Origin of the sequence: Bosea sp. ANAM02, assembly GCF_011764485.1 — a bacterium.
Lineage (GTDB): Bacteria > Pseudomonadota > Alphaproteobacteria > Rhizobiales > Beijerinckiaceae > Allobosea.
In genome coordinates this window covers 1,230,661-1,253,242 of sequence record NZ_AP022848.1, presented here as the reverse complement: position 1 = coordinate 1,253,242, position 22,582 = coordinate 1,230,661, and the positions used below count along the sequence as shown (strand labels likewise).

The following is a 22,582-nucleotide window of genomic DNA, read 5'->3' as shown; positions in this document are numbered from 1 at the left end:
CGCGCGATGGGCAAGCCGCTCATCCGCCTCGCCGGCGTCCGGCGCGATTTCGGGGAGGGCGAGGCCGCGGTCGCGGCGCTCGACGGTACCGATCTCGTCATCGAGGCCGGCGAGATGGTCGCGATCGTCGGCCAGTCCGGTTCGGGCAAGTCGACGCTGATGAACATCATCGGCTGCCTCGATCGCCCGACCGGCGGCAGCTACGAGATCGACGGCCGACCGACACGCGACCTCGACCCGGACGAGCTGGCCCGGCTCCGGCGCGAATATTTCGGCTTCGTCTTCCAGCGCTATCACCTGCTCTCCGAGCTGACGGCGCTCGCCAATGTCGAGGTGCCCGCGATCTATGCCGGCGTGCCGCCCGGCCCGCGCCAGAGCCGCGCCGCCAAGCTGCTGGACCGGCTCGGGCTGGCCTCGCGCGCGACGCACCGCCCCTCCGAGCTCTCCGGCGGCCAGCAGCAGCGCGTCTCGGTGGCGCGCGCCCTGATGAACGGCGCCCGCGTCCTCCTCGCCGACGAGCCGACCGGCGCGCTCGACCGCAAGAGCGGCGAGGAGATGCTGGCGCTGATCGAGGAATTGAACCGCGAGGGCCATACTGTCATCCTCGTCACCCACGACATGAATGTCGCAGGCCGCGCCCATCGCATCATCGAGCTCAGCGACGGCCGGATCATCGATGACCGGCGGACCGCACCGCGCGCGGAAGCCGTGCCGCCGCCCTCCCCCGTCCCGGCCCCGGCGGGGCGAATGCGGGCTGCCTTCAGCCGCCTCAAGGAAGCCTTCGGCATGGCGATGCGGGCGATGGCCGCCCACAAGCTGCGCACGACTCTCACGATGCTCGGCATCGTCATCGGCATCGCGGCCGTGGTCAGCGTCGTCGCGCTCGGCGAAGGCGCCAAGCAGAACGTGCTGCAGAACATCTCCAGCCTCGGCACCAACACGCTGGAGATATTTCCCGGCGCGAATTTCGGCGACACGCGCTCCGGCCGGGTCAAGACGCTGACCGTGCTCGATGCGCAGGTCCTCGCCGCGCAGCCCTATGCGGCGAGCGTGACGCCGACGGTCACGACGAGCGCAACGATCCGCCTCGGCAATGTCGAGGCGACGGCACAGGTCAACGGCGTCAGCGAGCGCTATTTCGACGTCCGTGGCAGCGTGCTGACCCGCGGCTCCTTCTTCACCGCCGAGGATGTCCGCGCGCTGGCGCAGGACGTCGTCATCGACGAGAACACGCTGGGCGTGCTCTTCCCGAACGGCACGGCCAACCCGATCGGCACGGTCTTCCTGATCGGCGCCGTGCCCTGCCGCATCGTCGGCGTGATGCGCCAGCAACAGGGCGGCTTCGGCGGCAGCCAGAACCCGCAGGTCTTCCTGCCCTATACCGCGGTGCAGGGCCGCTTCCTCGGCGATCTCTCGTTGCGCTCGATCACGCTGCGCGTCGACGACGACACGCCGATGGCCGCGGCGCAGGAGGCGGTGACCGAACTCCTGACCCATCGCCACCGCGCCAAGGACTTCTTCATCTTCAACCAGGACGAGATCCGCAACACCATCACCGCCACAACCCGGACGTTGACGCTGATGATCTCCTCGATCGCCGTCATCTCGCTGCTCGTCGGCGGCATCGGCGTGATGAACATCATGCTGGTTTCGGTGATCGAGCGCACCGGCGAGATCGGCCTGCGCATGGCGGTCGGCGCGCGGCGCAGCGACATCATGCAGCAGTTCCTGATCGAGGCCTCGCTGGTCTGCTTCATCGGCGGCGCACTCGGCATCGGGCTTGCGCTCGCCATCGGGTATGGCTTCGAGGCCTCGGGCACGCAGATGCGATTCATCTATTCGGGCGAGGCCTTCGCCGTCGCCATCGCCTGCTCGACCCTGATCGGCCTGACCTTCGGCTTCCTGCCGGCCCGCAACGCCGCGAAGCTCGATCCGGTCGCGGCGCTGGCGCGGGACTAACCGCGCCCGCTGCGGCGCGGCGCTTCTGGCATCAGCCTCCCGGCACTCGAAAGAATGCTGTCGGCGAGCGCCCGCGCCGCGGCCTGATGCGACTGGCCGCCGATGACGACGAACTCGATCGTCCCCAATGGCGGCAGCGCCTCGCGCGGCTCGACCTCGGCGAGCCCCTGCGGGATCAGCCGGGCCGAATGCGCGGTGATGCCGAGGCCCGCCACCGTGGCCGCGCGCAGGCCCGCGAGACTGCCGCTGGTGCAGGCGACGCGCCAGGCACGCCCCGCCTGCTCCAGCGTCTCGATCGCATGGACCCGCGTGATGCTCGGCGGGGGATAGAGCACGAGCGGAACGACCGGCTGCTCGGCCAGCCTTGCGCCCGGCCGGCCGGCCCATACCAGGCGCTCCTGCCAGGCGACTTCGCCGCGCGCGTCACCCTTGCGCCGCTTGGCGAAGATCAGGTCGAGATCGCCGGCGTCATATTGCTCGTAGAGCAGGCCGCTGAGTCCCACCGTCAGCTCCAGATCGACCGCATGATGCTGCATGGCGAAGGCCGCCAGGATTTCCGGCAGCGCCGTATAGGCGAAATCCTCGGAAACTCCGAGCCGGAGCCGCCCACGCAGCGTCGAGCCGGCGAGATAGCGCTCGATCCGCTGCCCCGCCTCCAGCGCCTGCCGTGCGAAGGGCAGAATCGCGTCCGCATCCGGCGTCGGGCGCACGCCATGGGTGTCGCGCTCCAGCAGCCGCCGGCCCAGCCGCTTCTCCAGCCGCGCGACATGTTGGCTGACCGAAGACTGGCGCAGGCCAAGCTGGCGCGCGGCCTCGGTGAAGCTCAGCGTCTCGCAAACCCTGAGAAAGCTCTGCAGCAGGACGGGATCGAGCGGCTTCGGATCGGAATCGAACGTCATCATGCCTCATGATAGCCGATATCGAGGCCAACATGGATCACAATGAACCGGTGAGGGATTAAAACGCGGCACCGCATCGGAAGGACTGCCCATGCTTCGCCGCACCCTCGCCCGCTTCGGCATCGACCCCTATCTGATCGCCCTGATGGCGACGGTCGCGATCGCCACACTTTTCCCCGCCCATGGTGACGGCGCCGTGGTCGCCAATGACGCCGTGTCGATCGCGGTCGCCCTGCTGTTCTTCCTTTATGGCGCGCGGCTGTCGCCGACGGCAGTCTGGGAAGGTCTGCTGCATTGGCGCCTGCAATCGCTGGTCTTCGCCAGCACCTATATCCTGTTCCCGCTGCTCGGCCTCGGGCTCGCCCGCGTCTTCTCCGGGGTTCTGCCATCGGAACTGATCGCTGGGCTGATCTTCGTCTGCATCCTGCCCTCGACCGTGCAGTCCTCGATCGCCTTCACCTCGATCGCGCGCGGCAATGTCGCGGCAGCCCTGTGCAGCGCCTCGGTCTCCAACCTCTTCGGCATGGTGCTGACACCGCTGCTGGTCGTTCTGCTGCTCGATTCGAAGGGCGGCGGTTTCAGCACGCGTGCCGTCGAGAGCATCGCCCTGCAATTGCTGCTCCCCTTCCTGGTGGGGCAATTGCTGCGCCGCTGGATCGGGCCGTTCCTGCAGCGCCACAAGGCGCCGATCTCGCTGGTCGATCGTGGCTCGATCCTGCTCGTCGTCTATGCCGCATTCAGCGAGGGCATGGTTGCCGGCATCTGGTCGCAGGTCACGCTGGCTGATCTCGGCCTCGTCATCGCCCTCGACGTCGTCCTGCTTGCCGCCGTGCTGGCAATCACCACCATCGCCAGCCGACGCCTCGGCTTTTCCAAGGAAGACGAGATCGCGATCGTCTTCTGCGGCTCGAAGAAGAGCATGGCGAGCGGCATCCCGATGGCGAACATTCTGTTCCCCGGCCAAGCGCTCGGCCTGATCGTACTGCCGCTGATGCTGTTCCATCAGGCACAGCTCTTCGCCTGCGCCGTGCTCGCTCAGCGCTATGCCCGCCGCCCTACTGCTCCTCCGGCCGAGTTGCCTGGCGAAACGGAACTGGCCACCGCAGAGGTATGAATCACCGCCCGGTCTCCCGGCGGGATGTTTGATCGCGCGCGGGAACAACCCGGCCGGTCCGCGGTTGTTCCCGAGCACGGCTCAGCCGTCACCCTCTCCGAAACCAGGATTCCCCGATGCGCATCGGGGAGCGATCATGGAGGCGAGACATGAAGCAGGACGACAAGACCCAGCACGAAATCCGCAAGATCGCCTATCAGCTCTGGATCAAGGACGGGCAGCCCGAGGGCCGCGACCGCGAGCATTGGGAAGCCGCCAAGGAGATCTGGGCGTTCCGCAGCCACAACCACGTGCTCGACGATTCGGATGACACCTCCGGAACGACGAAGAGATCACGGCAAGCGTCGAACGCAGCTTGACGAACAGGCTCGCGGGCGGCGCATCAACGCCGCCCGAATGCCGTCAGGGACAGGCGTAACCGTTCGAGCTGGGCTGGCAGCGCGCGCCCGTGGGCAAAACCAGCGCCCCGCGCTCGCGCTTCACATAATCGCCGTTCGGCAAGGTGAAGCCGCCCGTATAGTCCGGTGTGACCCGCGTGCCGTCCGGCAGGACGAGTTGCGCGCCGTCACGGACGATATGCTTGGCAGGCGTAGCCGCAGGCTGCGCGACGGGCCTGGGCCGGGATGAAACACAGCCGGCGGCCAGGACGGCAACCAGGCTGGCGACAATCGAGATCCTGATCATAGACTCATCTTTGCCGCGCCTGAGGGGCGGGTGCAACCCCGGTCGCGCCATCCCAAACGCTAGCCGGCTGCGCCGGCGCTGTCCTGCGGAACCGTGGCAGACTGCCGCTCGGCGGCACGGTCCAGGCATTCGGCCATCTGGGACGTGCCCCAGCCGAACTTCGAGCATCGTTCCGTTCCGACGGTGTAATCCGTCGCGGGATGATGGGCGTCCGGCGTGGCGTTGCAGCCGGTGAGAGCCAAGGTGATGATGGCGAGCGCCAATCTCATTGGATTCCTCCTTGCTGTGGGATCCGCTATCCAGCCGCAAAATTCGCGTGCATTTCAACCCCGCCCGGCATTGGCGCGATTGAATGGCGAATGCGCTCGCCATGCGAGATGGCGACCGAACGCTTCGGGAGCGATGCGAGAAAAATCAGAAGGGGAAGTGAATGGCGGACAGGGAGGGATTGGGCCTCCAGCGCCGAGAGATATGCAAAATCAATAGCTTAGAAGCCGCTGATTTTGATCGTGTGTACCACTCCTGTGGCCCACCGTCGAGCCCGCTGAGAGCGTCCTACCGGGCGCTTTCCCCACGGTACTTGCGGCAATCGGCGAGCATGGCCTCGGTGCTGAAGAAGCCGGTCGCGCCTGCGCTCTCGGCCAAGAGCTCGCGCATGAGCTCCTCGAACTTCGGATTGGTGTCGTAGGCAATTTGGGTTTCCCCGACGCGGAGCTGAATGCGCTTGGCGTTCAAGACCCGGTCGATCTCGTTCACGTTCGCAGGCGTCCTGTCGAAGAACAGCTCGGTGTCGATCGACTCGCCCGCGAGCGTGATGGCGCCGTTCCCGTCGATCGCGAACTGCCCCTCGATCTTGCCGTGGGCCGGCTTATAGGGCACGCCCAGCGCGATCATGTCGTCCAGATAGATGGTGAGATGCGCGTAGGTGCGCCGGTTCTTCGGGCAGATGAAGTTCATCTGGTTGAGCAGCCTGCCGGCGTCCTTGTGCAAGGCGAAGCGGCCGTAGATCTTCTTGTCGCGCAGCGCGCCAGTCTTAGTCGTCGTCCAATAGGAAGTGACCGTGGCCGCGAGCTCCTTCTGTTGCGGCGCGGCCGGCGCCTGCGCCTGACTCGGGCTGCTGCCGAGGCACGCCAGGGCTATGCCGACTATTGCCGATTGAACGAAGGCAGTTTGAATAGACAGTCGCATGGGGCCTCACTTCATGTTCTGGAAGGTGAAGGCGAGGAAGGCGCCGAGCTGCTCACCCGTGCGCGGCTTGCCCGCGAAATTGCCCTCGACGAAGACCAGCCGCTTCTCGTCGGGATAGTGCTCGACGTAAAAATCCCAGGCAGGCTTGTTCGGCGCCCGGCAACTCAGCGTCGAAGGGCCGGAGCTTGGCCCGCCAGCATTGTCGAATGCGCAGGACCAGTTCTGCATCTTGGCGAACTCATAGAAGATGCGGAACGGGCCAAGGCCGCGCTTCGCACCCTGGACGGTCGCTTCCATCGTCGTGGTCGGCGGAAAGTCCATCGGCCGCCATTTGATCCGCGGCACCTGGGCAACGGCGGCGGTGGCCACCATGCAGGCGGCGATGATGAGTGGCAGGCGCATGGTCGAGCCTCGCGTTTGGACGAAGGGATGCGGGTCGCTGGCGCGGGGCTCGCTCAGTCGTAGAGCACGGCGAAGATGTCGCTGAACGGCTTCCCCTTCCACGCATTGCTGTTCATGCTGGCCAGGCTGAAGCTGCGTCCGTCCGGATTGACGGTCCACTGGATCTCGACCGGCTCGCCCACCGGCCAATAGGCATCCTCGGCCCAGGTCTCGACAACCTCGCGCATGAGCGTGAAGGTCGCGCGGATCGCGTCGCAAGACGCCTGCGTCGCCGACTGCGCGCAGCCATGCTTGTCTGCGATTGGCTGAAGCCGGTTCCGGGCCTTCAGATGCTCGATCGCGGTCTGGTAGTAGGGCAGCAACGTGTCGTAGCTGCCGTAGCGCGTGTTGATGTCGTTGTCGGTCGCGGCCTCGTTGACCGGCCGCATGAGCTGCTCGATCGCGTTGGCGTGCAGGCTCGCATTGATCTTGCCCGTGAACTTGACCACCGTCGCGCCCTTGTCGGACGTGAACGACTGCCACTCCGCATGGTCGAAGCTGGCGGCGAGCGCCTTGCCGATGGTCGTGCTGGAATAGCCGGTCATGTAGCCGTCGCGGACCAGCGCGACCGAGCCACCGCCCCAACTGGGCAGATTGAGATGCGGCACGACCACCGCGGCGATGACGAGGGCGAACGCGACGATCGGCGCGACGAGATGGACGCCGCCAGTCTGTCTTGCCCTCGCCAGCGCTGCGGCCTGGTCCGGTTCCTGGCGTAGCGCTTCCCAACGCTTGCGGACAAAGTCGAGATACCAGGCGTTGCCGTAGAGCGCGAACACGACGCCCAATCCGAACGTGCCAAACAAGAAAGCCCGCGCGACTGAGGTCGGCACGCTGTCGGGCAGCAGTGTCAAATCGCGTTGAAGGGCAGCCCCCTTATCGCATTGAAGGCTAGCCCCCCTGCAAGCCTGGTCGGACGTGCCGGGATCGCCCCGGCTGAGCTGGTCAGGGTTGCTGGGCCGGGGCGATTTCGGCGTCCAGCTCGCGAAGGTCTCGGGAGCGTTCAGGCGCGGTTCTTGAAGCGCCAACTCTCGTTGCCGGTCTCAATGATGTCGCAGTGATGCGTGAGCCGATCCAACATCGCAGTCGTCATCTTGGCGTCGGTGAAAATCTGGGGCCAGTCGGCGAAGGCGAGATTGGTGGTGATGATGATCGAGGTGTTCTCGTAGAGCTTGCTGATCAGGTGGAAGAGCAACTGCGCGCCGGCCTGACTGAAGGGCAGATAGCCGAGCTCGTCGATGACGACGAGATCCTGGCGCAGCAGGGCTTCGACGATGCGTCCGCTCTTGCCGGCGGCCTTCTCCTGTTCGAGCTGATTGACCAGGTCGACGAGGTTGAAGAAGCGGCCGCGGGCGCGCGCCCGGATGACGGCGGCGGCGATCGCGATGGCGAGATGGGTCTTTCCCGTTCCGGTGCCGCCGATCAGGATGAGATTGCGCCTGGCGTCGATGAACTCGCCGGTGGCGAGCTCGCGGATGTGTCCCTCGTCCACCGGCGTGTCGTCGAAGATGAAGGCATCGAGATCCTTCAGAACCGGGAATCTGGCGCCGCTGATGCGATAGTTGATTGAACGCGACTGGCGATGGGTCAGCTCCGCGCGGATCAGGCTCGCCAGCAGGGGATAGATCTCCTCGCGGCGGTTCAGGCCTTTGCCGGCGATCTCGTCGAAGCTGGCGCGCATGCCGTAGAGCTTGAGGCTGGTCATCGCCTCGATCAGTTGGTGGCGTTCCATGGCGAGGCTTCCCTTCTCTTGCGCAGGTTGTCGTATCGGGCGCAGTCGGCGACCGGCTCGGTCTTGAGCCTGAGGGCGTTGGGTGTGGTGATGCTGGCTGGAACAGGCGGCTGGCGACGGCGCGCCAGGATCGCGATGACGACGTCGCCGCTGGCGATGCCGGCCGCGAGCGCCTCGGTGCAGGCCTCCGCCACAGCGGCAATGCCGTCCTCGGGGACGCGGCCGAGGATCTTCACAAACTGACGGTCACCATCGACATGACGCCGCAGCTTCTCACGCACCACGGTGAGCGGCGCCGGCAAATCCCAGTCCTTGAACGGCGCGCCATTGCGTAGAGCACCCGGCTTGCGCATCAGCACCGGCAGATAGTGCCAGGGATCATAGACGACCTGATCGCGCTTGAAGCTGCGGGGATGGTCGGCGACCGTCTCGCCATCGAGCAACACAACGATCCGGTCGGCATAGGCGCGCACTAGCACGGCGCGGCCGGCGGCTCGGGCATCGACGCTGTACTTGTTGCGATCATGCGTGATCAGGCAGGTCGTGGTCGCCCGCATCGGCTTCTCGACGAAGCCGGCGAAGGGGCCCAGATACGGCATCAGCCGCGCCTTCTCCTCCTCGAAGACCTCAATGACAGACCGATCGCGGAACTCGGGATGCTTGGCCCGCCGAGCGTAGGCGACACATTGGTCGGCGAGCCAGGCGTTCAACTCGTCGAGCGTCTTCACCTTCGGTCGCGGGCGGAACAGCAAATCGCGGATCGTGCCGACCTGGTTCTCGACCTGGCCCTTCTCCCAGCCGGCCGCCGGCGTGCAGGCCACCGGCTCGACGAGGTGATGCGAGCAGAGCTGAAGGAAGCGCCGGTTGTACTCCCGGGCGCGGCCGACGAAGACGGTCTCCACCGCGGTCTTCATGTTGTCGTAGATGCCGCGCCGACAGACCCCGCCATAGAAGGCGAAGGCCTTGTCATGCGCGTCGAAGACCATCTCCTGCGTCTCGCGGAAATAGGCGCGCACGATCGGCATCCGGCTATAGGCCAGTCGCATCTGGGCGACCTTCACCACCACGGGCAGCCCGTGGAGTTCGATCGCCTCGTGGCTCCAGTCAAACTGATAGGCCTCGCCGGGATCGAAGCGCAGCGGAATGAAGGCCTGCGCCGGCAGCCGGGCGCGATCGGCACGCCAGGCCTTCACGAACCGATGGACGCTGTCATGGGCTCCGTCGTAGCCGCGCCCGCGCAGCTCCTCGAACAGCCGGATCGTTGAGCGTCGCTCGCGCCGCGGCAGCCGGTCTTCGGCCTCGAGGATCGCCGTCAGCGTATCGACCCAGGCTCCAAGCTTCCGCCGCGGCTGGACCTCGCGCTTGTAGATGAACTCGGTCGCGCCGGAGCGGAGCACTTTGCGAACCGTGTCGCGCGCGAGGCCGAGTTCCCGCGCGATCCGCTTGATCCCCTTGCCGTTCTGGAAATGCTCGAACCGGATCCGACCGATCGTCTCCACACCCGTCATCCCCGGACCCTTCCGAAAAGACGGAAGGATCAGCCGCAGCCGATAACAGGGGGGCTAACCTTCAAAGCGATAACCGCCCCTCACGGGGCCAACATTGCAGGCGATCTCACAACGTTGGCGAGGTCGTCATAGCGCGGCCGGATCGCCGGGACTGGTTCCTGGCAAGACTCGCTGTACTTCAACTCGATCGCGACGAAGCCCTTGTGTCCGGTCGGCGTCTCGTAGCGGAGGAGCACGTCGAAGGCGGAATGGTCGCCGGTCAGCGCCGGATTGCCGCGGCCGGGCGAGTGCTCGAACAGCACGGCCCGGACCTGCGCGCCGACCAGGTCGGGGAAGAGCTCGCCGAGCACGCGGGAGGCGAAGGCGAGGTCGAGCTTGAGCAGGCCGAAAAGGTTGAAGGCCAGCGGCATCGAGCTCAGCAGATTGCCGTAGAGCCGCCCCTCGTCGATCATCGCGGCGGGCTCGCGATAGGCGACCTCGCGACGAACCAGCGCGGTGATGGCCGGGGCCATGAAGTTGGCGCCTGCACGCGCGGCGACGTGGCTGATGCGGGAACCGAGCTTCTTGCGCTTACCCTCGACGCGGTAGTGGCCGATCGGCAGCTCGCGGTCCTCGCGCCACATCGCCTGGAGCAGGCGCGCGGCCGAGCGGAAGCGGTGGTCCAGCGGTTCGTGGACATGATGCTTGCGGAGGAGCTCCTCCGGCAACAGCGGGACGAACGGGAGCGGGTCGAGGTAATCGGGCGCCAAGAAGGCCTCCTGCCGAGCGGATCGAGGGCAGAGGTTCATCGGCCGGAGTGCGGAATTTACGGGCAGCCGACCGTCTCGGAAATTTGGTCCAAGTCAGCGCGGCGCACAAAATAGACGCGCAACAAACGGGTAGCGTTACCATCGTGGCGCGCACCATTCTTGCGAATCTTAGGAAAACGGCCGGGTCTCGTGCGAGGGAAAGGCCCGAAAACACTATATGTATAGGCAGTAGGGCCGATCGGTTTCGATCCCGGAGCCTTGGTGATCCTCTGCGCCAGAGGAACCCGAGTGTCCAAATCAACTTTACCTAGCCTCTTCGTAGCCATCGATGTCGACGTCAAAACCTGTCCTGGGGCCACGCCGACGCCTCCCGTGTCAGACGGCTGCACCTCCGTTTTGATGAGCCGGGACGAGGCACTCGCCCGTCTCCGCGCATCGGTGCAATACACGCCCGCAAGCGCCTTCGCTCACCATGTCGACGAGGACGATCTCGGCCGGGCTCTCCATGCCGCCTTCGACACGCTCGACAGGTGCGATCCTGACATCAGGGCCTTGATCGACAGGGCAAGTGGCACGTTCCACGGCGCGCTGGTCGCACAACGGATCGCCCCGACCCCGATCATTGGGCGGCCGAAAGCCGTGCGGGCAAAGTTCAAGCCTCAGCGCCGGTCGCCGCTCTGGAAGCGCCCCGGCCTGTTCGACGACACGAACAACTGACGCTCTCCCGCTCTCACGAAGGTCGGCGCCGATCTGCGGCGCCGGTTTCGTCCCGCATTCCCAATCGGATTCCGAACCATGCCCTATATCGAAATGCCGCATAGCACGCCCGAGCGCGGTGCCTTCTTGTACGTTCCTCCGGACCATGAACCGACCGATGATCTCAGCCGATCGATCCGCGCCTATATCCAGCGCGTGAAGGCGAACGGCGGCGACTTCATGAACCTGCCGCCGTTGCCGCGAGCTCCGTTCACGGGGATGCCCGTGCCCGGCAACCCGTTTCACCCCGTCGTCCAGTCGATGAAGCCGCGGCATCCGATCCTGACCGGGCCGGATGTCGCCGATCTTTATGGCGCCGTCTCGTTCTGCATGAGGCATTACGGGGTGGTGATGAACGCCCATATGACCATCCTCTGGGAACGGATGGGCGTCCGCGACCATGCCGCGGCGACGCGCGTGCTGACGCTCTTCAACCATGAGGTCGGCAAGTGGCTGGACATCGGTGATGCGACGGATCGGTCGAGGATGCGCTTCACGAAGCGGTCCAGGGTCATGAGTTCGCAACACTTCTACATCTACGTGCACGAGAACGGTCGGAATCAGGGCTTTCACACCCACGAACTCGCGTTCATCCCGCCCGAGAAGGCCGAGGCGTTCAAGGTGTGGGCGCCGCGCTGCCTGGCCCGGCTGACGAAGCGGGGCTGGATCCCGCCCGAGGCTTTCGTCGTTAAGATCAACAAGAGCCGGTCGGAAAGCGATCAGGTGGCGCGTTGTTGGGCCTGGTTCCGATACGTCACGAAGAGCTTGGGCGAGGACGACCGCTTCAGGCTGGACGATGGTCGATGGATCGAGGCGCGCGCCGTCTTCAAATCCAATCCGTTCATCCTGAAATCGCCGGTGCATTGCGCCCAGCTTGCCTCTGGCTCGCGCAACATCTGGACGAAGGCCCAGAGGGCGGTAAGGTTCCGGTCTCGCTTCCTGGACGACGACGAACTGGATCGGCTCTACGACGGCTCCGAACTCGAACGGCGTCGTCGTGAGATCGAAGAGGCCGAGGATGAAGCTGCGCGACTGTCGCTGCTGAACTCACTCGACGCCTGACGATGAAGGGCGCCGGCCTGGGCACTGTCTCAGGCCGGCGCCCACACCTTGAACGCCTCGGCCTTCTCGGGCGGGATGAACGCGAGTTCGTGTGTGTGAAAGCCCTGATGATGAAGGACGTGGCGTGGCTTCCAATTGGGCTTCCATAATCGAGAATTGGAAGGCGAACGAAGGAGCTTTGGAAGGACAGGGCTGTCGACGGTTTCTGGGCTTCGTCTTTTCAAGGACTTAGCCAACAGATTGAGGTATCATATTACCGCTCATATTCTGGCCCTGCCGGAGGCTGATTGCCTCCTTGATTTTGGTAACGCTGGTGATCTCGGCGGTCATCGTGGGGCAGCCGAGAGCGAGCGGACCATCGGCAAGTGTGATTGGGTAAGGTGGGCTGTCTAGGCTGGGGAAGCGTGGGAAGGGAAGGTGTAGAGGGAGAGTGAGGTGGAGAGAGGTGGTGTGCCGGAGGGTGGAGAGCAGGCGGAAGTGTCCATCAGGTGATTGGAGGGGGTATGGAAACATATCGATGCCGACGCAGGCTTCTCACAGCACGTTTCACGTCATTCCGGCGCCAGTCCCAGAGCGTTTGCGGTCAACGTTTACCGGCACAGGCATTCGTTACCGCATTTGCAGAGCCGCAGATCGCCCTCAGGGGCGCCCCACCTTTAGATTCGCATGGCGCCAAACGTTAAGGCCTGCAAATCAACCTCTACATCACAGAAATGGGCGAGGTAGGTGTCTGCATCATAACCTCGGAACGCCATTCCTGCAGCGTGCATTCCCTTAAAAACGCGCCCAACGGCCGAAATAAAGATCGGAACGATGTCCAGATAGACTTGGGAGATCGGGTATCGCTCTCGATCTGCTTTCCGGCGAATCTTATCGAAAGAAAGCTCTGAGGCGATCAATTGAAAACGTCGCCGCGCCCTCTCGTCACGCAGAAAAGTATCAAGGTATCGCGAGCTCACAGCCGGATCCAAGCGCTGACAAAAATCGTCCAACCTGAAGTAGTGTTCCGCTGGGTTGCCGGAAACCTGATATCGCGCCAGCAAAAACTCTGCGCCTAGCCACCTCCGGGGCGCCGCATGGAGAAATATTTCGGAGAACAGGCTTCGGAATAAAGGATGATCTCGGTGGTGGATCGCGTTGCGCATGGCAATCACCAGCGTCGTGTCCGCATGGGCAAAATAATCGAACTGATTCCTCGAGACATCATAGAGTGTATGAAAGCCCTCCAGATTTGCTTCGAATGCCCTGTCAACGTTGTTGATTGCTTCCTCGCGATCAATGCGAACCAACTCCGCAAACTTGACTTGTGCCTCGGCGTAGAGCCGCAGGTTGTTGGCTAGCAGGCTAATCGCCATTTCAACGGAATTCTGGTCCATCCAATCAACGACCTCACGCGTAGAGAAGCCGACCGATACCCCAAATCGGCCGCTTGCTGGGACTAAATTGGCCTGTATCGGCTGCCGCCAGAAGTGTGGGAGAGCGCAGAGAAAGCGCTTATGCAAATAGTACCGATCACACGCGGTTCACAGCCGGTGGCGCCGCGACCCATGCCAACGCCAAAGCGTCAATCCAGCTTGAGCGTCGGAATCTTCGAAATCTCGCGATAGGCGACCTGCGCCTCGAACTCACCGTAGCCGTTCGGGACCTCACGGCCCGCATGGCCGATGAACTTGTCGACGGTGTCGGGGTCGAGGGCGTGGCGGCGTGCGAGCGTCCGCATGCGATGACGCCACGAATGGTTCGGTGCGAGACGAGGATCGTCGAGGCCGAGAGAGCGCACCCAACGGCTGAGCACTTTAGTTCCGTTTCCGCCGCGGCTGCCGAAACGGTCCGGCGTCAGGCTGGCGAACAGCGGCCCCTTCTTCACCGAATTCTTGAACTTGAGGAAGCCGGCTTCGATGAGCGCCGGGTGCAACGGGACGGAGCGTTCCGAGCCAAGGGTTTTGACCCGCCCAGCAGCCGGATCGACCTTGAAGCTCCATACGCCGCCGACTTCGAAAACGTCCTCGACGCGCAACTGACAAATTTCGGCGACGCGGGCACCCGAATAGGCGCAAAGCCAGGGAACCCAGCGCCGGACCGGGTCCGTCTCTTGCTCGGCGGCCTTCAGCACGGTCTTCGCTTCATCATCCGAATAGCCGCGGCGGGTGGCGCCGGGCTTTGCCTTGACGCCGATCGTGATGCCTTCCGCGGGATTGCTCGGCAGTCGCTTATTCTTGACGGCGACGCCGAGGATCGCGCGCACCGGAGCTAGATAGGCGTCACGGATCGTCTTCGGCTTCAGCCCCGCATCGATCAATGCCGTTTTCCAGCGCACCATTTCGTCTGGTGTCAGACGCACGGCATTGTCGTGACCGACGAACTTCTTCAACCGCTCGATCGCGCCCGTCCAGTTATATAGCGTCCTCGGGGACACGTCGTTCTCGGAGGACCAGCTCTTGATGAGATCCTTGAACGAAATCGGTTCGAGCACCGGAACTGGCTGGCCCGTTCCCGATCCGGCCGTCATCACGACATGGACCGGCCTCTCGATCCCGAAGTCGCCCTTGGCCCATTCCTTGAGCTTGAGGCTCGCCCGTCCATAGGCGCCGGCAATCGCCCTGGCCAAGGCGAGTTGCCCCTTCTCGTCGACCAGCACGCCAAGTTCCATCAGTCGCGCGTTAGCTCTCTCGATGCAACGCACCCGATGCTCTCGGACTTCCCACCAGAGATCGCCCGCGACGGCATTCGGATCGAAGGCCATGGCGCCGATCTCGATCGACCATGGCTGCTGACTGGGGAAATCGCGGTGAAGCGCGAGCCACTCGTCATATTGCGGCTGCGCCAGCTCATGCGCCTCGCGTTCGGTCAGTGTGCGCGGTCCCACCTTCAGATTGGCCCAACGCTCCTCGACCTCGGTCAGCGCGGCGAGGTGCTTGCGCTTCGCCTCCGCGGGATCGCGCGTGCCGAGGCTCTGTTTCTCCTCGCGCTTGCCGACCAGCTTCTGCAAATCGTCCGGGACGCGCTTGCGGAGCCAGTAGATGCCGGTCTTGGGATGCTTCCAGGGGCGAGACATTGCGAGAGCCATTGTGTACCACCCGTGTGTACCACTCGGGCGGCTCCAAGCTCTTGATTTGCCTAGTCTCTCTGGAAAATCAATCCCTTGGCGGGATGATGGCGGACAGGGAGGGATTTGAACCCCCGATACCCTTGCAGGTATGCCGCATTTCGAGTGCGGTGCATTCAACCACTCTGCCACCTGTCCGCGGTCGCCTTCGGTCGAAGCGAGGCGCTTGTTACACAAGCCGCGCCCGGGGGGCAAGCCTCCCGAGCAGGAGAATTCCACTCTTCACCGCCGCTTTCGCTTGACCTCTCCCGGCCTTGCGACTATCGAGCACCGTCCGGCGCGGGGAAACCCGCGCCCGATCTCTTTTGGCATGTGCGCTGCGTCGCATGCCGGCAAGAGCAAGCCAGACCACGCAACCGACTGCCAAAAAGCCGTCCCACGGGCCTCCATCCGGAAGCCGCGACAGGACGGGGCCGAACATGGAGGACAAAATGTTCGCAGTCATCAAGACCGGCGGGAAGCAGTTCCGCGTCGCCGCCAACGACAAGATCACCGTTGCCAAGATCGAGGGCAACGCCGGCGACACCGTCGCCTTCGACTCGGTGCTGATGCTCACCGAGGGCGAGAAGACCACGCTCGACGCCAAGGCCCTCTCCGAGATCACCGTCGCCGGTGAGATCGTCGAGCAGGCTCGTGGCGAGAAGGTCATCGCCTTCAAGAAGCGCCGCCGCCAGAATTCCAAGCGCAAGCGCGGCTTCCGCGCCGAGCTGACCGTCATCCGCATCACCGACATCCTCACCGGCGGCAAGAAGCCGGAGATGAAGAAGGCCGATGCCGCCGCTGCCCCGGCCGCCGCCAAGGCGAAGGCCGCACCGAAGGCCGCCAAGGCCGAGGCGGGCGAGGAGGCTGAGAAGCCGAAGAAGGCCGCGGCCAAGAAGGCACCTGCCAAGAAGGCCAAGGACGAGGCGTCCGAAGCCTGAGACCGGGTTGCCCGGCGCAGATCATCCGCGCCGGACCACCATCGCCGAGACTCAATCGTCCCGGGCTGTCGCTCCTGACAGAATGGTGCTCCGGCATTTCGTATCCGAGACGGGTGGCTTTCGCCGCCGATTCGGGTTAGAGAGACACGACAAGTTTTGAGGTAGGGCGTTATGGCTCACAAAAAGGCAGGCGGCTCGTCGCGTAACGGCCGCGATTCCGAAAGCAAGCGACTCGGCGTGAAGCGCTTCGGCGACCAGGCCGTCGTTGCCGGCAACATCATTATTCGTCAGCGCGGCACCAAGTGGCATGCCGGCGCCAATGTCGGCATGGGCAAAGACCATACCCTCTTTGCGACGACGAATGGCCGCGTCCGATTCACGACGAAACTCGGCCGAGCTTTCGTGAACGTAGTCCCGGCCCAAGAGGCCGCAGAGTAAAAGGCGGATAGGGAATTCTCTCGATCCGCCGGTTCCATCGAACCGAACGGATCAAGGGTTAAAAGGCCCGAAGAGGGTCTCCCGAAGGTCAGCGAAGGGGAGATGGGACCAAAGTCCCAGCTCCCTTTTTTCGTTTGCGCCGACGGAGAGACGAGAATGTTCCCCGAACTGACCCGCGACGATGTCTTCCGGCTCGAGACCCGCCGTCTCTGGCTGCGTTGGCCCCGCATGGCTGATGCCAATGCCATCCTGCGCCTTGCCGGTGAAAAGGCGGTGGCGGAGATGACGGCATCGATTCCCCATCCCTACCCGTCCCAGGCGGTCGAGCCCTTCATCTTCGGGGCCCGCAAGGGCAATGCCCTGGGCGAGCACCTCGTGCTGGCGGTCACGCCGCGGTCGAAGCCCAACGAGCTGATCGGCATGATCGGCGCGCACAAGCAGGCCTCGGGCCTGCCCTTCATCGGCTACTGGCTCGGTACCCCGCATTGGGGCAAGGGCTACGCGACCGAGGCGGTGCAGGGCTTGATCGACAGCCTGTTCTCGCTGATCGACCTCGCCGCGATCGAGGCGGATACCCGCGTCATCAACCCGGCCTCGCGGCGGGTGCTGGAAAAGTCCGGCTTCCGGGCCGAGGGCTCCTTCCTGAAGTCGCTGCCGGCGCGCGGCGGGCTGTTCCCCTGCGAGCAGTTCCGGCTCGACCGCTCGACCTGGGCGGCGCTGAAGAGCTGGGGCGCCAGCGGCTGGGCCCATGCGCCCGAGCTGGAGCCGGAGGAAGAACCGGTGCGCGGCCAGCCGGCACTCGGCATGCCCTCGCGTCGCCAGCAGGAACAGGCCGAGCCCTGTCCGGCCTGAACGCTCGCGCGGAGCCGAAGCCTTCCCAAGGGGGTGGCGGTCGATGGCCGCCACCCTTTTCGCTGTGGGCAGGTTTGCGTTCGTTAAAATGCGAGTGAAGCCGGTCATCTTTGCTGAAAGCACCGCTGCTAGCCGTGGCGCACTCTGGGGGAAACGGAGTGTGCCTTGTGAAAGCCAAGACGACGCAGATCCGAGAATTTTTCAGTTCTTCCTTGCTGGCCCAGGCTTTTGCCGGCTGCTTTGTTGCAACCCACGTCCCGATCATTTCCATCGCGGCCTATGTCGCCTCGGGCGCGACGATCAGCGCCCAGGCGATCCTCGTCATCATCCTCCTGGCGACGGTCGCGGGGACGGCTTTCGCCTTCGTCGTGATGCGGCATCTGCTGCAGCCGGTCGGCGAGCTCGCGCGCGGGCTGAAAAGCTATCGGATCGAGGGCCGCATCCCCCGCCTCGCCAAGCAGCGCAATGACGATGTCGGGCAGCTGACCGACGAGGTCCGCGCCCTGATCAACACGCTGGAAGAGAAGCTGAATCGCCTGAAGCGGCAGGCCTTCTCGGACACGCTGACCGGGCTCGGCAATCGCCGCTGGCTCGCCGAGGTGGTAGGCTCCGAGATTGCGCGCTCGCGCCGCGAGCAGAAGGCGCTTTCCGTCATCGTGCTCGACATCGACCACTTCAAGAGCATCAACGATGCGTTCGGCCATGACGCCGGCGACGAGGTTCTCGTCGCCATCGCCGAGGTCGCGAAGCGTGTGCTGCGCCCCTATGATCTGATCGCGCGTCTCGGCGGCGAGGAGTTTTGCGCCTTCCTGCCCGGTACCAATCTCAAGGAAGCGGCGCAGATCGCCGAGCGCCTGCGCAGTACGATCGCGGAGTTGCGGCTCGAAGCGCTCAAGGGGCGGCGCATCACCGCGAGCTTCGGCGTCCACGAGGCCAATCTCGTGCGCGAGCAGTTCAAGGACATGCTGCGCATCGCCGACGAGTATTTGTATCAGGCCAAGGGCGACGGCCGGAACCGCGTCCAGACCATCGAAATCCGCCCGGCAGTGATCCAGACAGCGCCGACCTCGGCCAGCTCTCCCGAAGTCTGAAAGTCGGGAAGCGTCCCAACCGAAAAGGGCGGCCTCACCGACCGCCCTTTTTTATCGGATCACTTCACGAAGGTGCCGTGCAACTCGTCCTCGATATGCACGCGGATGATCTCCTCGAAATTCGCTTCCGCCTTGAAGCCGAGCGCCAGTGCCCGCTGCGGATCGAAATTGCGCGGCCAGCCGGCGACGATCCTGTCGATCACAGGGTCGGTCTCGCGGCGGATGCGCTTCACCACGTTCTCCCCCGCGACCTTGCGCAGGGTCTCGATCTGCTCGGCGACGGTGCAGGAATAGCCCGGCATGGTCAGCGCCCGGCGCGGGCCGATCGCGGCCGTGTCCATCGTCGCGGCATGGACGAGGAAGCCGACGGCCGAACGCGGGCTCGCGTGCCAGTGGCGCACCTGGTCGGAGACCGGCAGCACCGCCTCCTCGCCGTTCAGCGGTTCGCGGATGATGTTGGAGAAGAAGCCCGAGGCCGCCTTGTTCGGCTTGCCCGGCCGCACGCAGATCGTCGGCAGGCGGATGCCCACGCCGTCGAAGAAACCACGCCGCGAATAGTCGCAGAGCAGCAGTTCGCCGATCGCCTTCTGCGTCCCGTAGCTGGTCAGAGGCGTGGTGAAGAACTCGTCCTCGATCTTGTCGTGGAAGGGCGCGCCGAAGACCGCGACCGAGGAGGTGAAGACGACGCGCGGCGTGTAGCCTTCCGCATGGCGGATCGCCTCGAAGAGATAGCGCGTGCCGTCGAGATTGATGCGGTAGCCCTTGTCGAAATCGGCCTCGGCCTCACCTGAGACCACCGCTGCGAGATGGATGATCACCTCCGGCCGGGTCGCGATCAGCTTCTCGGATTCACCGTGGATGGACAGATCGGAGACCACCGTCTCGAAATCGAAGGGTGCGGCCGGAGGCGGCGAAGCGGCGACGACGTCCTGCGCCGTCACCCGCGTCACCGGCTTGCCGCCGAGCTGGCCGTCGCGCGCCAGCCGCTCGATGAACTTGCGCCCGACCATGCCGGCGCCGCCGAGAACGAGAATATGCATCGGATCTGTCCTGAAGGTTTGCTCTGAAGTGTCGTCAGTTCGGAAGATGGCCGCCGAGATCGTCTTCGATATGGACTCGGATGATCTCGTCGAAATCGCGCTCGGCCGTGAAGCCGAGACCGAGCGCGCGCTTCGCGTCGAAACGGGTCGGCCAGCCGGCGACGATCGCCGCGGAGGCCGGATCGGGCGCGCGCCGGATCAGCTTCACTGCCCTGTCGCCGGCGATGCGCCGGAGCGCCTCGATCTGCTCGCCGACGGTGACGCAGACGCCGGGCATCGTCAGGTTGACGCGCGGGCCGAGCTGCCCGCGCGAGAGCCCGGCGGCATGGATCAGGAAGCCGACGGCGGAGCGCGGGCTCGCATGGGTGAAGAGCACCTCGTCGCCGACCGGCAAGAGCGCTTCCACGCCCTGCAGCGGCTCGCGGATGATCCCGGAGAAGAAGCCGCCGGCCGAGGCATTGGGCTTGCCCGGTCTGACCACGATCGAGGGGAAGCGGATGCCGACGCCCTCGACGAAGCCACGCCGCGAATAGTCGGCCAGCAGCAATTCGCCGATCGCCTTCTGCGTGCCGTAGCTCGTCAGCGGCGTGACATGGAACTCGTCGGAGATCGACGGCGGGAACGGTGCGCCGAAAATGCCGCTGGAGCTGGTGAAGACGAGCTTGGGAACGTAGCCCGCGCCGCCCTCGTGCCGGATCGCCTCCAGCACGTTCAGCATGCCGTCGAGATTGACGCGGTAGCCCTTGTCGAAATCCCGCTCCGCCTCGCCGGAGATGATCGCGGCGAGATGGAAGATCAGGTCCGGCCGCAGCGCTGCCAGTTCCTTCGCGACGGCTGCGTCGCCGGCATCCTCGACGCGGATCGTCGCACGATCGGCCAGCTCCACTGGCAGTGAGGGCGCCACCACATCGGTCAGCGTCAGCCTGTCGATCTCCCGGCCGGCGCATCGGCCTTCGCGGGCCAGACGCTCCGCCAGCCTGCGGCCGACCATGCCGGCCGCACCCGTGATCAGGACATGCATGTTCTCTCCCTGTCAGATTCGCGTCTCGGGTCGCTCTTGGCGGCAACCGCATGGGAGAATGGAGGGCGGCGGACGCCCTCCATCCGGAAGTCAGGCTTCAGAGGGCGAAGCCGCCATCCGCCAGATGGATCTGGCCGGTGGTGTAGCTCGACTCGTCGGCCGCGAGATAAACCGCGAGCCAGGCGATCTCCTCGGCCGTGCCGAGGCGGGCCATGGGCTGGCGATCGATGAAGGCCTGCCTTGCGGCGGCTTCCGTCGTCTTCGTCGCCTGGGCGAGGTCCTTGATGCGCTGGTCGAGCGAGGGCGACTGGATCGTGCCGGGGCAGATCGCGTTCGCGCGCACGCCCTTCTTGATGTAGTCGGCCGCGACAGCCTTGGTCAGGCCGATCACCGCCGCCTTGGTCGCGCCATAGGCGTAGCGGTTCGGGATGCCGCGCACAGAACCGGCGCCCGAGGCGATGTTGACGATCGAGCCCGAACCCTTCGCCAGCATGCCCGGCAGGAAGGCCTGGATCGTGCGGTGCATCGACTTGACGTTGAGGTCGAAGGAGAAGTCCCAGGCCTTGTCGTCGGTGTCGAGCACCGTGCCGTGATGGACGAAGCCGGCGGCGTTCACGAGGATGTCGACGGGCCCGACCTTCTCGGCGAAGGCATTGACCGCCTTGCTGGAGAGCACGTCGAGCTTGCGCTTCTTCGCCTTCGGAATGCCTTCGAGCAGCGCGACGTCCTTGTCGGTCGCCCAGACGGTGGCGCCCTCGGCGACGAAAGCCTCGGCGATGGCCCGGCCGATCCCCTGCCCCGCGGCGGTGACGACCGCGACCTTGCCCTTCAAACGTCCTGCCATGCTCGTTTCCTCTTAGTGCCCGGCTTTTGCTAGGGTTTTGCGCATATGGGTCAGCCGCCGGTCGGCCATGTCCTCATGATGCGTGATGGAAAAGCCCAGCCGCTCGTACCAGCCGATGCGCTGGGTCAGCTTGGCATGGGTGTAGAGATGCACGGAGGCATAGCCGAGCGCCTGTGCCCGCTCGTCGGCAAAGGCCATCAGCGCAGCGCCCAGCCTGCGGCCGCCGGCCTCGGGCGCGACGGCCACGCTCCAGACAGTGAAGTCTTCCGGCTCGATATCCAGCACCAGCGCCGCCTCAAGCTCACCGCCCTCGCCTTCCGCGAGCCAGACCTCGTGCTCGGCGACGACCTGCGTGTAATCGGCGATGCGCGGCAACGAGGGCACGCCGATGATGCTCTCGTTCGGCGTATAGGCGGCGTTCTTCAGCGCAAGGATCGCGGGGATATCGGCAAGTCCGGCGCGGCGCAGGCTGACCGCGCCAACCTGGCCGCCGGTCTGGTTGAAGGCGCCGAGGGAGAGCTTCTGCCGGCCTTGCCCATCGAAATTCGACGGCGCCAGCCAGCGCCGGAAGGCCTGCGCCCGCACCGGCCATTCGCCGTCGAGGGTCGAGAACCAGGCGGTGTCGCGATTGGCGCCCTTCACCACCATGTGCTGGCGGAACAGCCCCTCATACAGGAAGCCGAAGCGCAGGGCGGCGCGCTTTGAAGGCTCGTTCAGGTTGTTGCACTTCCACTCGTAGCGGCGATAGCCGAGCGAGAAGCCGTAATCCCCGACGAGATAGATCGCCTCGGTCGCCGCCCGCGTGCGCTGCAGGGCCGGCGAATAGGTGATCCAGCCGACCTCGAACACGCCATGCTCGGGCCTGATCTCCATGATCCAGAGATGGCCCTTGGCTTGGCCGTCGGCCTTGTCGATCACGGCGAGCGGCACGATGCCGGCCTTGGCCACCATCGAGTCGAGCAGCGCGCGATACTCGTCCTTGCTCTTCGGCGGCGCGGCCGGCAGCCAGGCCCAGACATCGTCGCGCGCAACATCGCAGGCCCAGATGTCGTCGATATGCTTGGCGACATCGAGCGGCTCCAGCCGGCAATACCGGCCTTCCAGAATCTTGGCCGGCGGGAATGGCGGCGCCTTCCAGCCTGCGGGGACCGTGGACTGCGCGGGCGGTGCGATCATCG

General features: G+C 65.0%; 24 protein-coding genes, 1 tRNA gene and 1 pseudogene. 9 read left to right on the top strand and 17 right to left on the bottom strand.

The window, feature by feature from the left end:
- Nucleotides 1–6 precede the first annotated feature (6 nt).
- On the top strand, nt 7–1,959 hold the full coding sequence (locus OCUBac02_RS06060; RefSeq protein ID WP_173044180.1) for a MacB family efflux pump subunit: 1,953 nt from the start codon (nt 7–9) through the stop codon (nt 1,957–1,959).
- On the opposite strand, the gene OCUBac02_RS06055 is transcribed toward OCUBac02_RS06060, so the two are convergent.
- Nucleotides 1,956–2,858 (bottom strand): LysR family transcriptional regulator, encoded by a 903-nt coding sequence (locus OCUBac02_RS06055; RefSeq protein WP_173044178.1) that lies wholly within the window; start codon nt 2,856–2,858, stop codon nt 1,956–1,958. The two genes, OCUBac02_RS06060 and OCUBac02_RS06055, sit on opposite strands and share 4 nt — an antisense overlap.
- A gap of 91 nt (nt 2,859–2,949) precedes the next feature.
- On the opposite strand from OCUBac02_RS06055, the gene OCUBac02_RS06050 reads away from it, so the two are divergent.
- Both OCUBac02_RS06050 and OCUBac02_RS06045 read left to right on the top strand, forming a co-directional pair.
- Nucleotides 2,950–3,972: a bile acid:sodium symporter family protein gene (locus OCUBac02_RS06050; protein WP_173044176.1), complete on the top strand. Its 1,023-nt coding sequence runs from the start codon at nt 2,950–2,952 to the stop codon at nt 3,970–3,972.
- A gap of 149 nt (nt 3,973–4,121) precedes the next feature.
- Nucleotides 4,122–4,331: a DUF2934 domain-containing protein gene (locus OCUBac02_RS06045; protein ID WP_173044174.1), complete on the top strand. Its 210-nt coding sequence runs from the start codon at nt 4,122–4,124 to the stop codon at nt 4,329–4,331.
- 43 nt (nt 4,332–4,374) lie between these two features.
- Here the strand turns inward: OCUBac02_RS06045 and OCUBac02_RS06040 are convergent, their stop codons facing one another.
- The 8 genes from OCUBac02_RS06040 to OCUBac02_RS06005 form a co-directional block, all read right to left on the bottom strand.
- Nucleotides 4,375–4,656 carry a hypothetical protein gene (locus OCUBac02_RS06040; RefSeq protein ID WP_173044171.1) on the bottom strand — a complete coding sequence of 94 codons (282 nt, stop codon included), beginning with the start codon at nt 4,654–4,656 and terminating at the stop codon, nt 4,375–4,377.
- A 59-nt stretch (nt 4,657–4,715) separates the two neighbouring features.
- Nucleotides 4,716–4,925, bottom strand: a complete 210-nt coding sequence (locus tag OCUBac02_RS06035; RefSeq protein WP_173044169.1) for a hypothetical protein — start codon at nt 4,923–4,925, stop codon at nt 4,716–4,718.
- 286 nt (nt 4,926–5,211) lie between these two features.
- Entirely contained in the window at nt 5,212–5,844 is a 633-nt protein-coding gene (locus OCUBac02_RS06030; RefSeq protein WP_173044167.1) for a hypothetical protein, read from the bottom strand.
- A 6-nt stretch (nt 5,845–5,850) separates the two neighbouring features.
- The gene (locus OCUBac02_RS06025; RefSeq protein ID WP_173044165.1) at nt 5,851–6,246 is read right to left on the bottom strand and encodes a hypothetical protein; all 396 of its coding nucleotides are present in this window, start codon (nt 6,244–6,246) and stop codon (nt 5,851–5,853) included.
- 53 nt (nt 6,247–6,299) lie between these two features.
- Nucleotides 6,300–7,064 (bottom strand): hypothetical protein, encoded by a 765-nt coding sequence (locus OCUBac02_RS06020; protein ID WP_173044163.1) that lies wholly within the window; start codon nt 7,062–7,064, stop codon nt 6,300–6,302.
- Between the two features lie 224 nt (nt 7,065–7,288).
- Nucleotides 7,289–8,017: an IS21-like element helper ATPase IstB gene (istB, locus tag OCUBac02_RS06015; protein ID WP_173043572.1), complete on the bottom strand. Its 729-nt coding sequence runs from the start codon at nt 8,015–8,017 to the stop codon at nt 7,289–7,291.
- Complete coding sequence (gene istA / locus OCUBac02_RS06010; RefSeq protein ID WP_173043570.1) at nt 7,999–9,525, bottom strand: IS21 family transposase; 1,527 nt, start codon at nt 9,523–9,525, stop codon at nt 7,999–8,001. The genes istB and istA overlap by 19 nt, the downstream gene beginning before the upstream one ends.
- Before the next feature lie 80 nt (nt 9,526–9,605).
- The gene (locus OCUBac02_RS06005; protein WP_173044161.1) at nt 9,606–10,274 is read right to left on the bottom strand and encodes a PGN_0703 family putative restriction endonuclease; all 669 of its coding nucleotides are present in this window, start codon (nt 10,272–10,274) and stop codon (nt 9,606–9,608) included.
- A 399-nt stretch (nt 10,275–10,673) separates the two neighbouring features.
- Here OCUBac02_RS06005 and OCUBac02_RS06000 point away from each other — a divergent pair, with 399 nt between their 5' ends.
- Nucleotides 10,674–10,991, top strand: coding sequence for a hypothetical protein (locus OCUBac02_RS06000; protein WP_173044159.1), 318 nt, complete (start codon nt 10,674–10,676; stop codon nt 10,989–10,991).
- A 78-nt stretch (nt 10,992–11,069) separates the two neighbouring features.
- Nucleotides 11,070–12,092: a hypothetical protein gene (locus OCUBac02_RS05995; protein WP_173044157.1), complete on the top strand. Its 1,023-nt coding sequence runs from the start codon at nt 11,070–11,072 to the stop codon at nt 12,090–12,092.
- 656 nt (nt 12,093–12,748) lie between these two features.
- On the opposite strand, the gene OCUBac02_RS05990 is transcribed toward OCUBac02_RS05995, so the two are convergent.
- The 3 genes from OCUBac02_RS05990 to OCUBac02_RS05980 all read right to left on the bottom strand — a co-directional run bounded on the left by OCUBac02_RS05990 (nt 12,749) and on the right by OCUBac02_RS05980 (nt 15,336).
- The gene (locus OCUBac02_RS05990; RefSeq protein WP_173044155.1) at nt 12,749–13,468 is read right to left on the bottom strand and encodes a hypothetical protein; all 720 of its coding nucleotides are present in this window, start codon (nt 13,466–13,468) and stop codon (nt 12,749–12,751) included.
- 188 nt (nt 13,469–13,656) lie between these two features.
- Nucleotides 13,657–15,147, bottom strand: a complete 1,491-nt coding sequence (locus OCUBac02_RS05985) for a site-specific integrase (protein WP_173044153.1) — start codon at nt 15,145–15,147, stop codon at nt 13,657–13,659.
- A gap of 99 nt (nt 15,148–15,246) precedes the next feature.
- A tRNA-Ser gene (locus OCUBac02_RS05980) sits at nt 15,247–15,336 on the bottom strand.
- A 293-nt stretch (nt 15,337–15,629) separates the two neighbouring features.
- Between OCUBac02_RS05980 and rplU the strand changes: the two genes are divergently transcribed.
- The 4 genes from rplU (at nt 15,630) to OCUBac02_RS05960 (ending at nt 18,499) form a co-directional block, all read left to right on the top strand.
- Nucleotides 15,630–16,118: a 50S ribosomal protein L21 gene (rplU, locus tag OCUBac02_RS05975; protein WP_047573999.1), complete on the top strand. Its 489-nt coding sequence runs from the start codon at nt 15,630–15,632 to the stop codon at nt 16,116–16,118.
- A 171-nt stretch (nt 16,119–16,289) separates the two neighbouring features.
- Nucleotides 16,290–16,556 carry a 50S ribosomal protein L27 gene (gene rpmA / locus OCUBac02_RS05970; RefSeq protein WP_038363769.1) on the top strand — a complete coding sequence of 89 codons (267 nt, stop codon included), beginning with the start codon at nt 16,290–16,292 and terminating at the stop codon, nt 16,554–16,556.
- Between the two features lie 156 nt (nt 16,557–16,712).
- Entirely contained in the window at nt 16,713–17,408 is a 696-nt protein-coding gene (locus OCUBac02_RS05965) for a GNAT family N-acetyltransferase (protein WP_082009534.1), read from the top strand.
- Between the two features lie 212 nt (nt 17,409–17,620).
- The gene (locus OCUBac02_RS05960; protein ID WP_173044151.1) at nt 17,621–18,499 is read left to right on the top strand and encodes a GGDEF domain-containing protein; all 879 of its coding nucleotides are present in this window, start codon (nt 17,621–17,623) and stop codon (nt 18,497–18,499) included.
- Between the two features lie 59 nt (nt 18,500–18,558).
- Here the strand turns inward: OCUBac02_RS05960 and denD (OCUBac02_RS05955) are convergent, their stop codons facing one another.
- The 5 genes and pseudogenes from denD (OCUBac02_RS05955) to OCUBac02_RS27605 form a co-directional block, all read right to left on the bottom strand.
- Complete coding sequence (gene denD, locus OCUBac02_RS05955) at nt 18,559–19,539, bottom strand: D-erythronate dehydrogenase (protein ID WP_173044149.1); 981 nt, start codon at nt 19,537–19,539, stop codon at nt 18,559–18,561.
- A gap of 34 nt (nt 19,540–19,573) precedes the next feature.
- A complete protein-coding gene (gene denD / locus OCUBac02_RS05950; RefSeq protein ID WP_173044147.1) occupies nt 19,574–20,560 on the bottom strand; it encodes a D-erythronate dehydrogenase in 987 nt (328 codons plus the stop codon).
- A 97-nt stretch (nt 20,561–20,657) separates the two neighbouring features.
- A complete protein-coding gene (locus OCUBac02_RS05945; RefSeq protein ID WP_047573970.1) occupies nt 20,658–21,404 on the bottom strand; it encodes an SDR family oxidoreductase in 747 nt (248 codons plus the stop codon).
- Between the two features lie 12 nt (nt 21,405–21,416).
- On the bottom strand, nt 21,417–21,788 hold the full coding sequence (locus OCUBac02_RS27610) for a GNAT family N-acetyltransferase (RefSeq protein ID WP_465247777.1): 372 nt from the start codon (nt 21,786–21,788) through the stop codon (nt 21,417–21,419).
- A 105-nt stretch (nt 21,789–21,893) separates the two neighbouring features.
- Nucleotides 21,894–22,580 (bottom strand): annotated as a pseudogene (locus tag OCUBac02_RS27605) (GNAT family N-acetyltransferase); the annotation flags it as partial.
- Nucleotides 22,581–22,582: the final 2 nt, after the last annotated feature.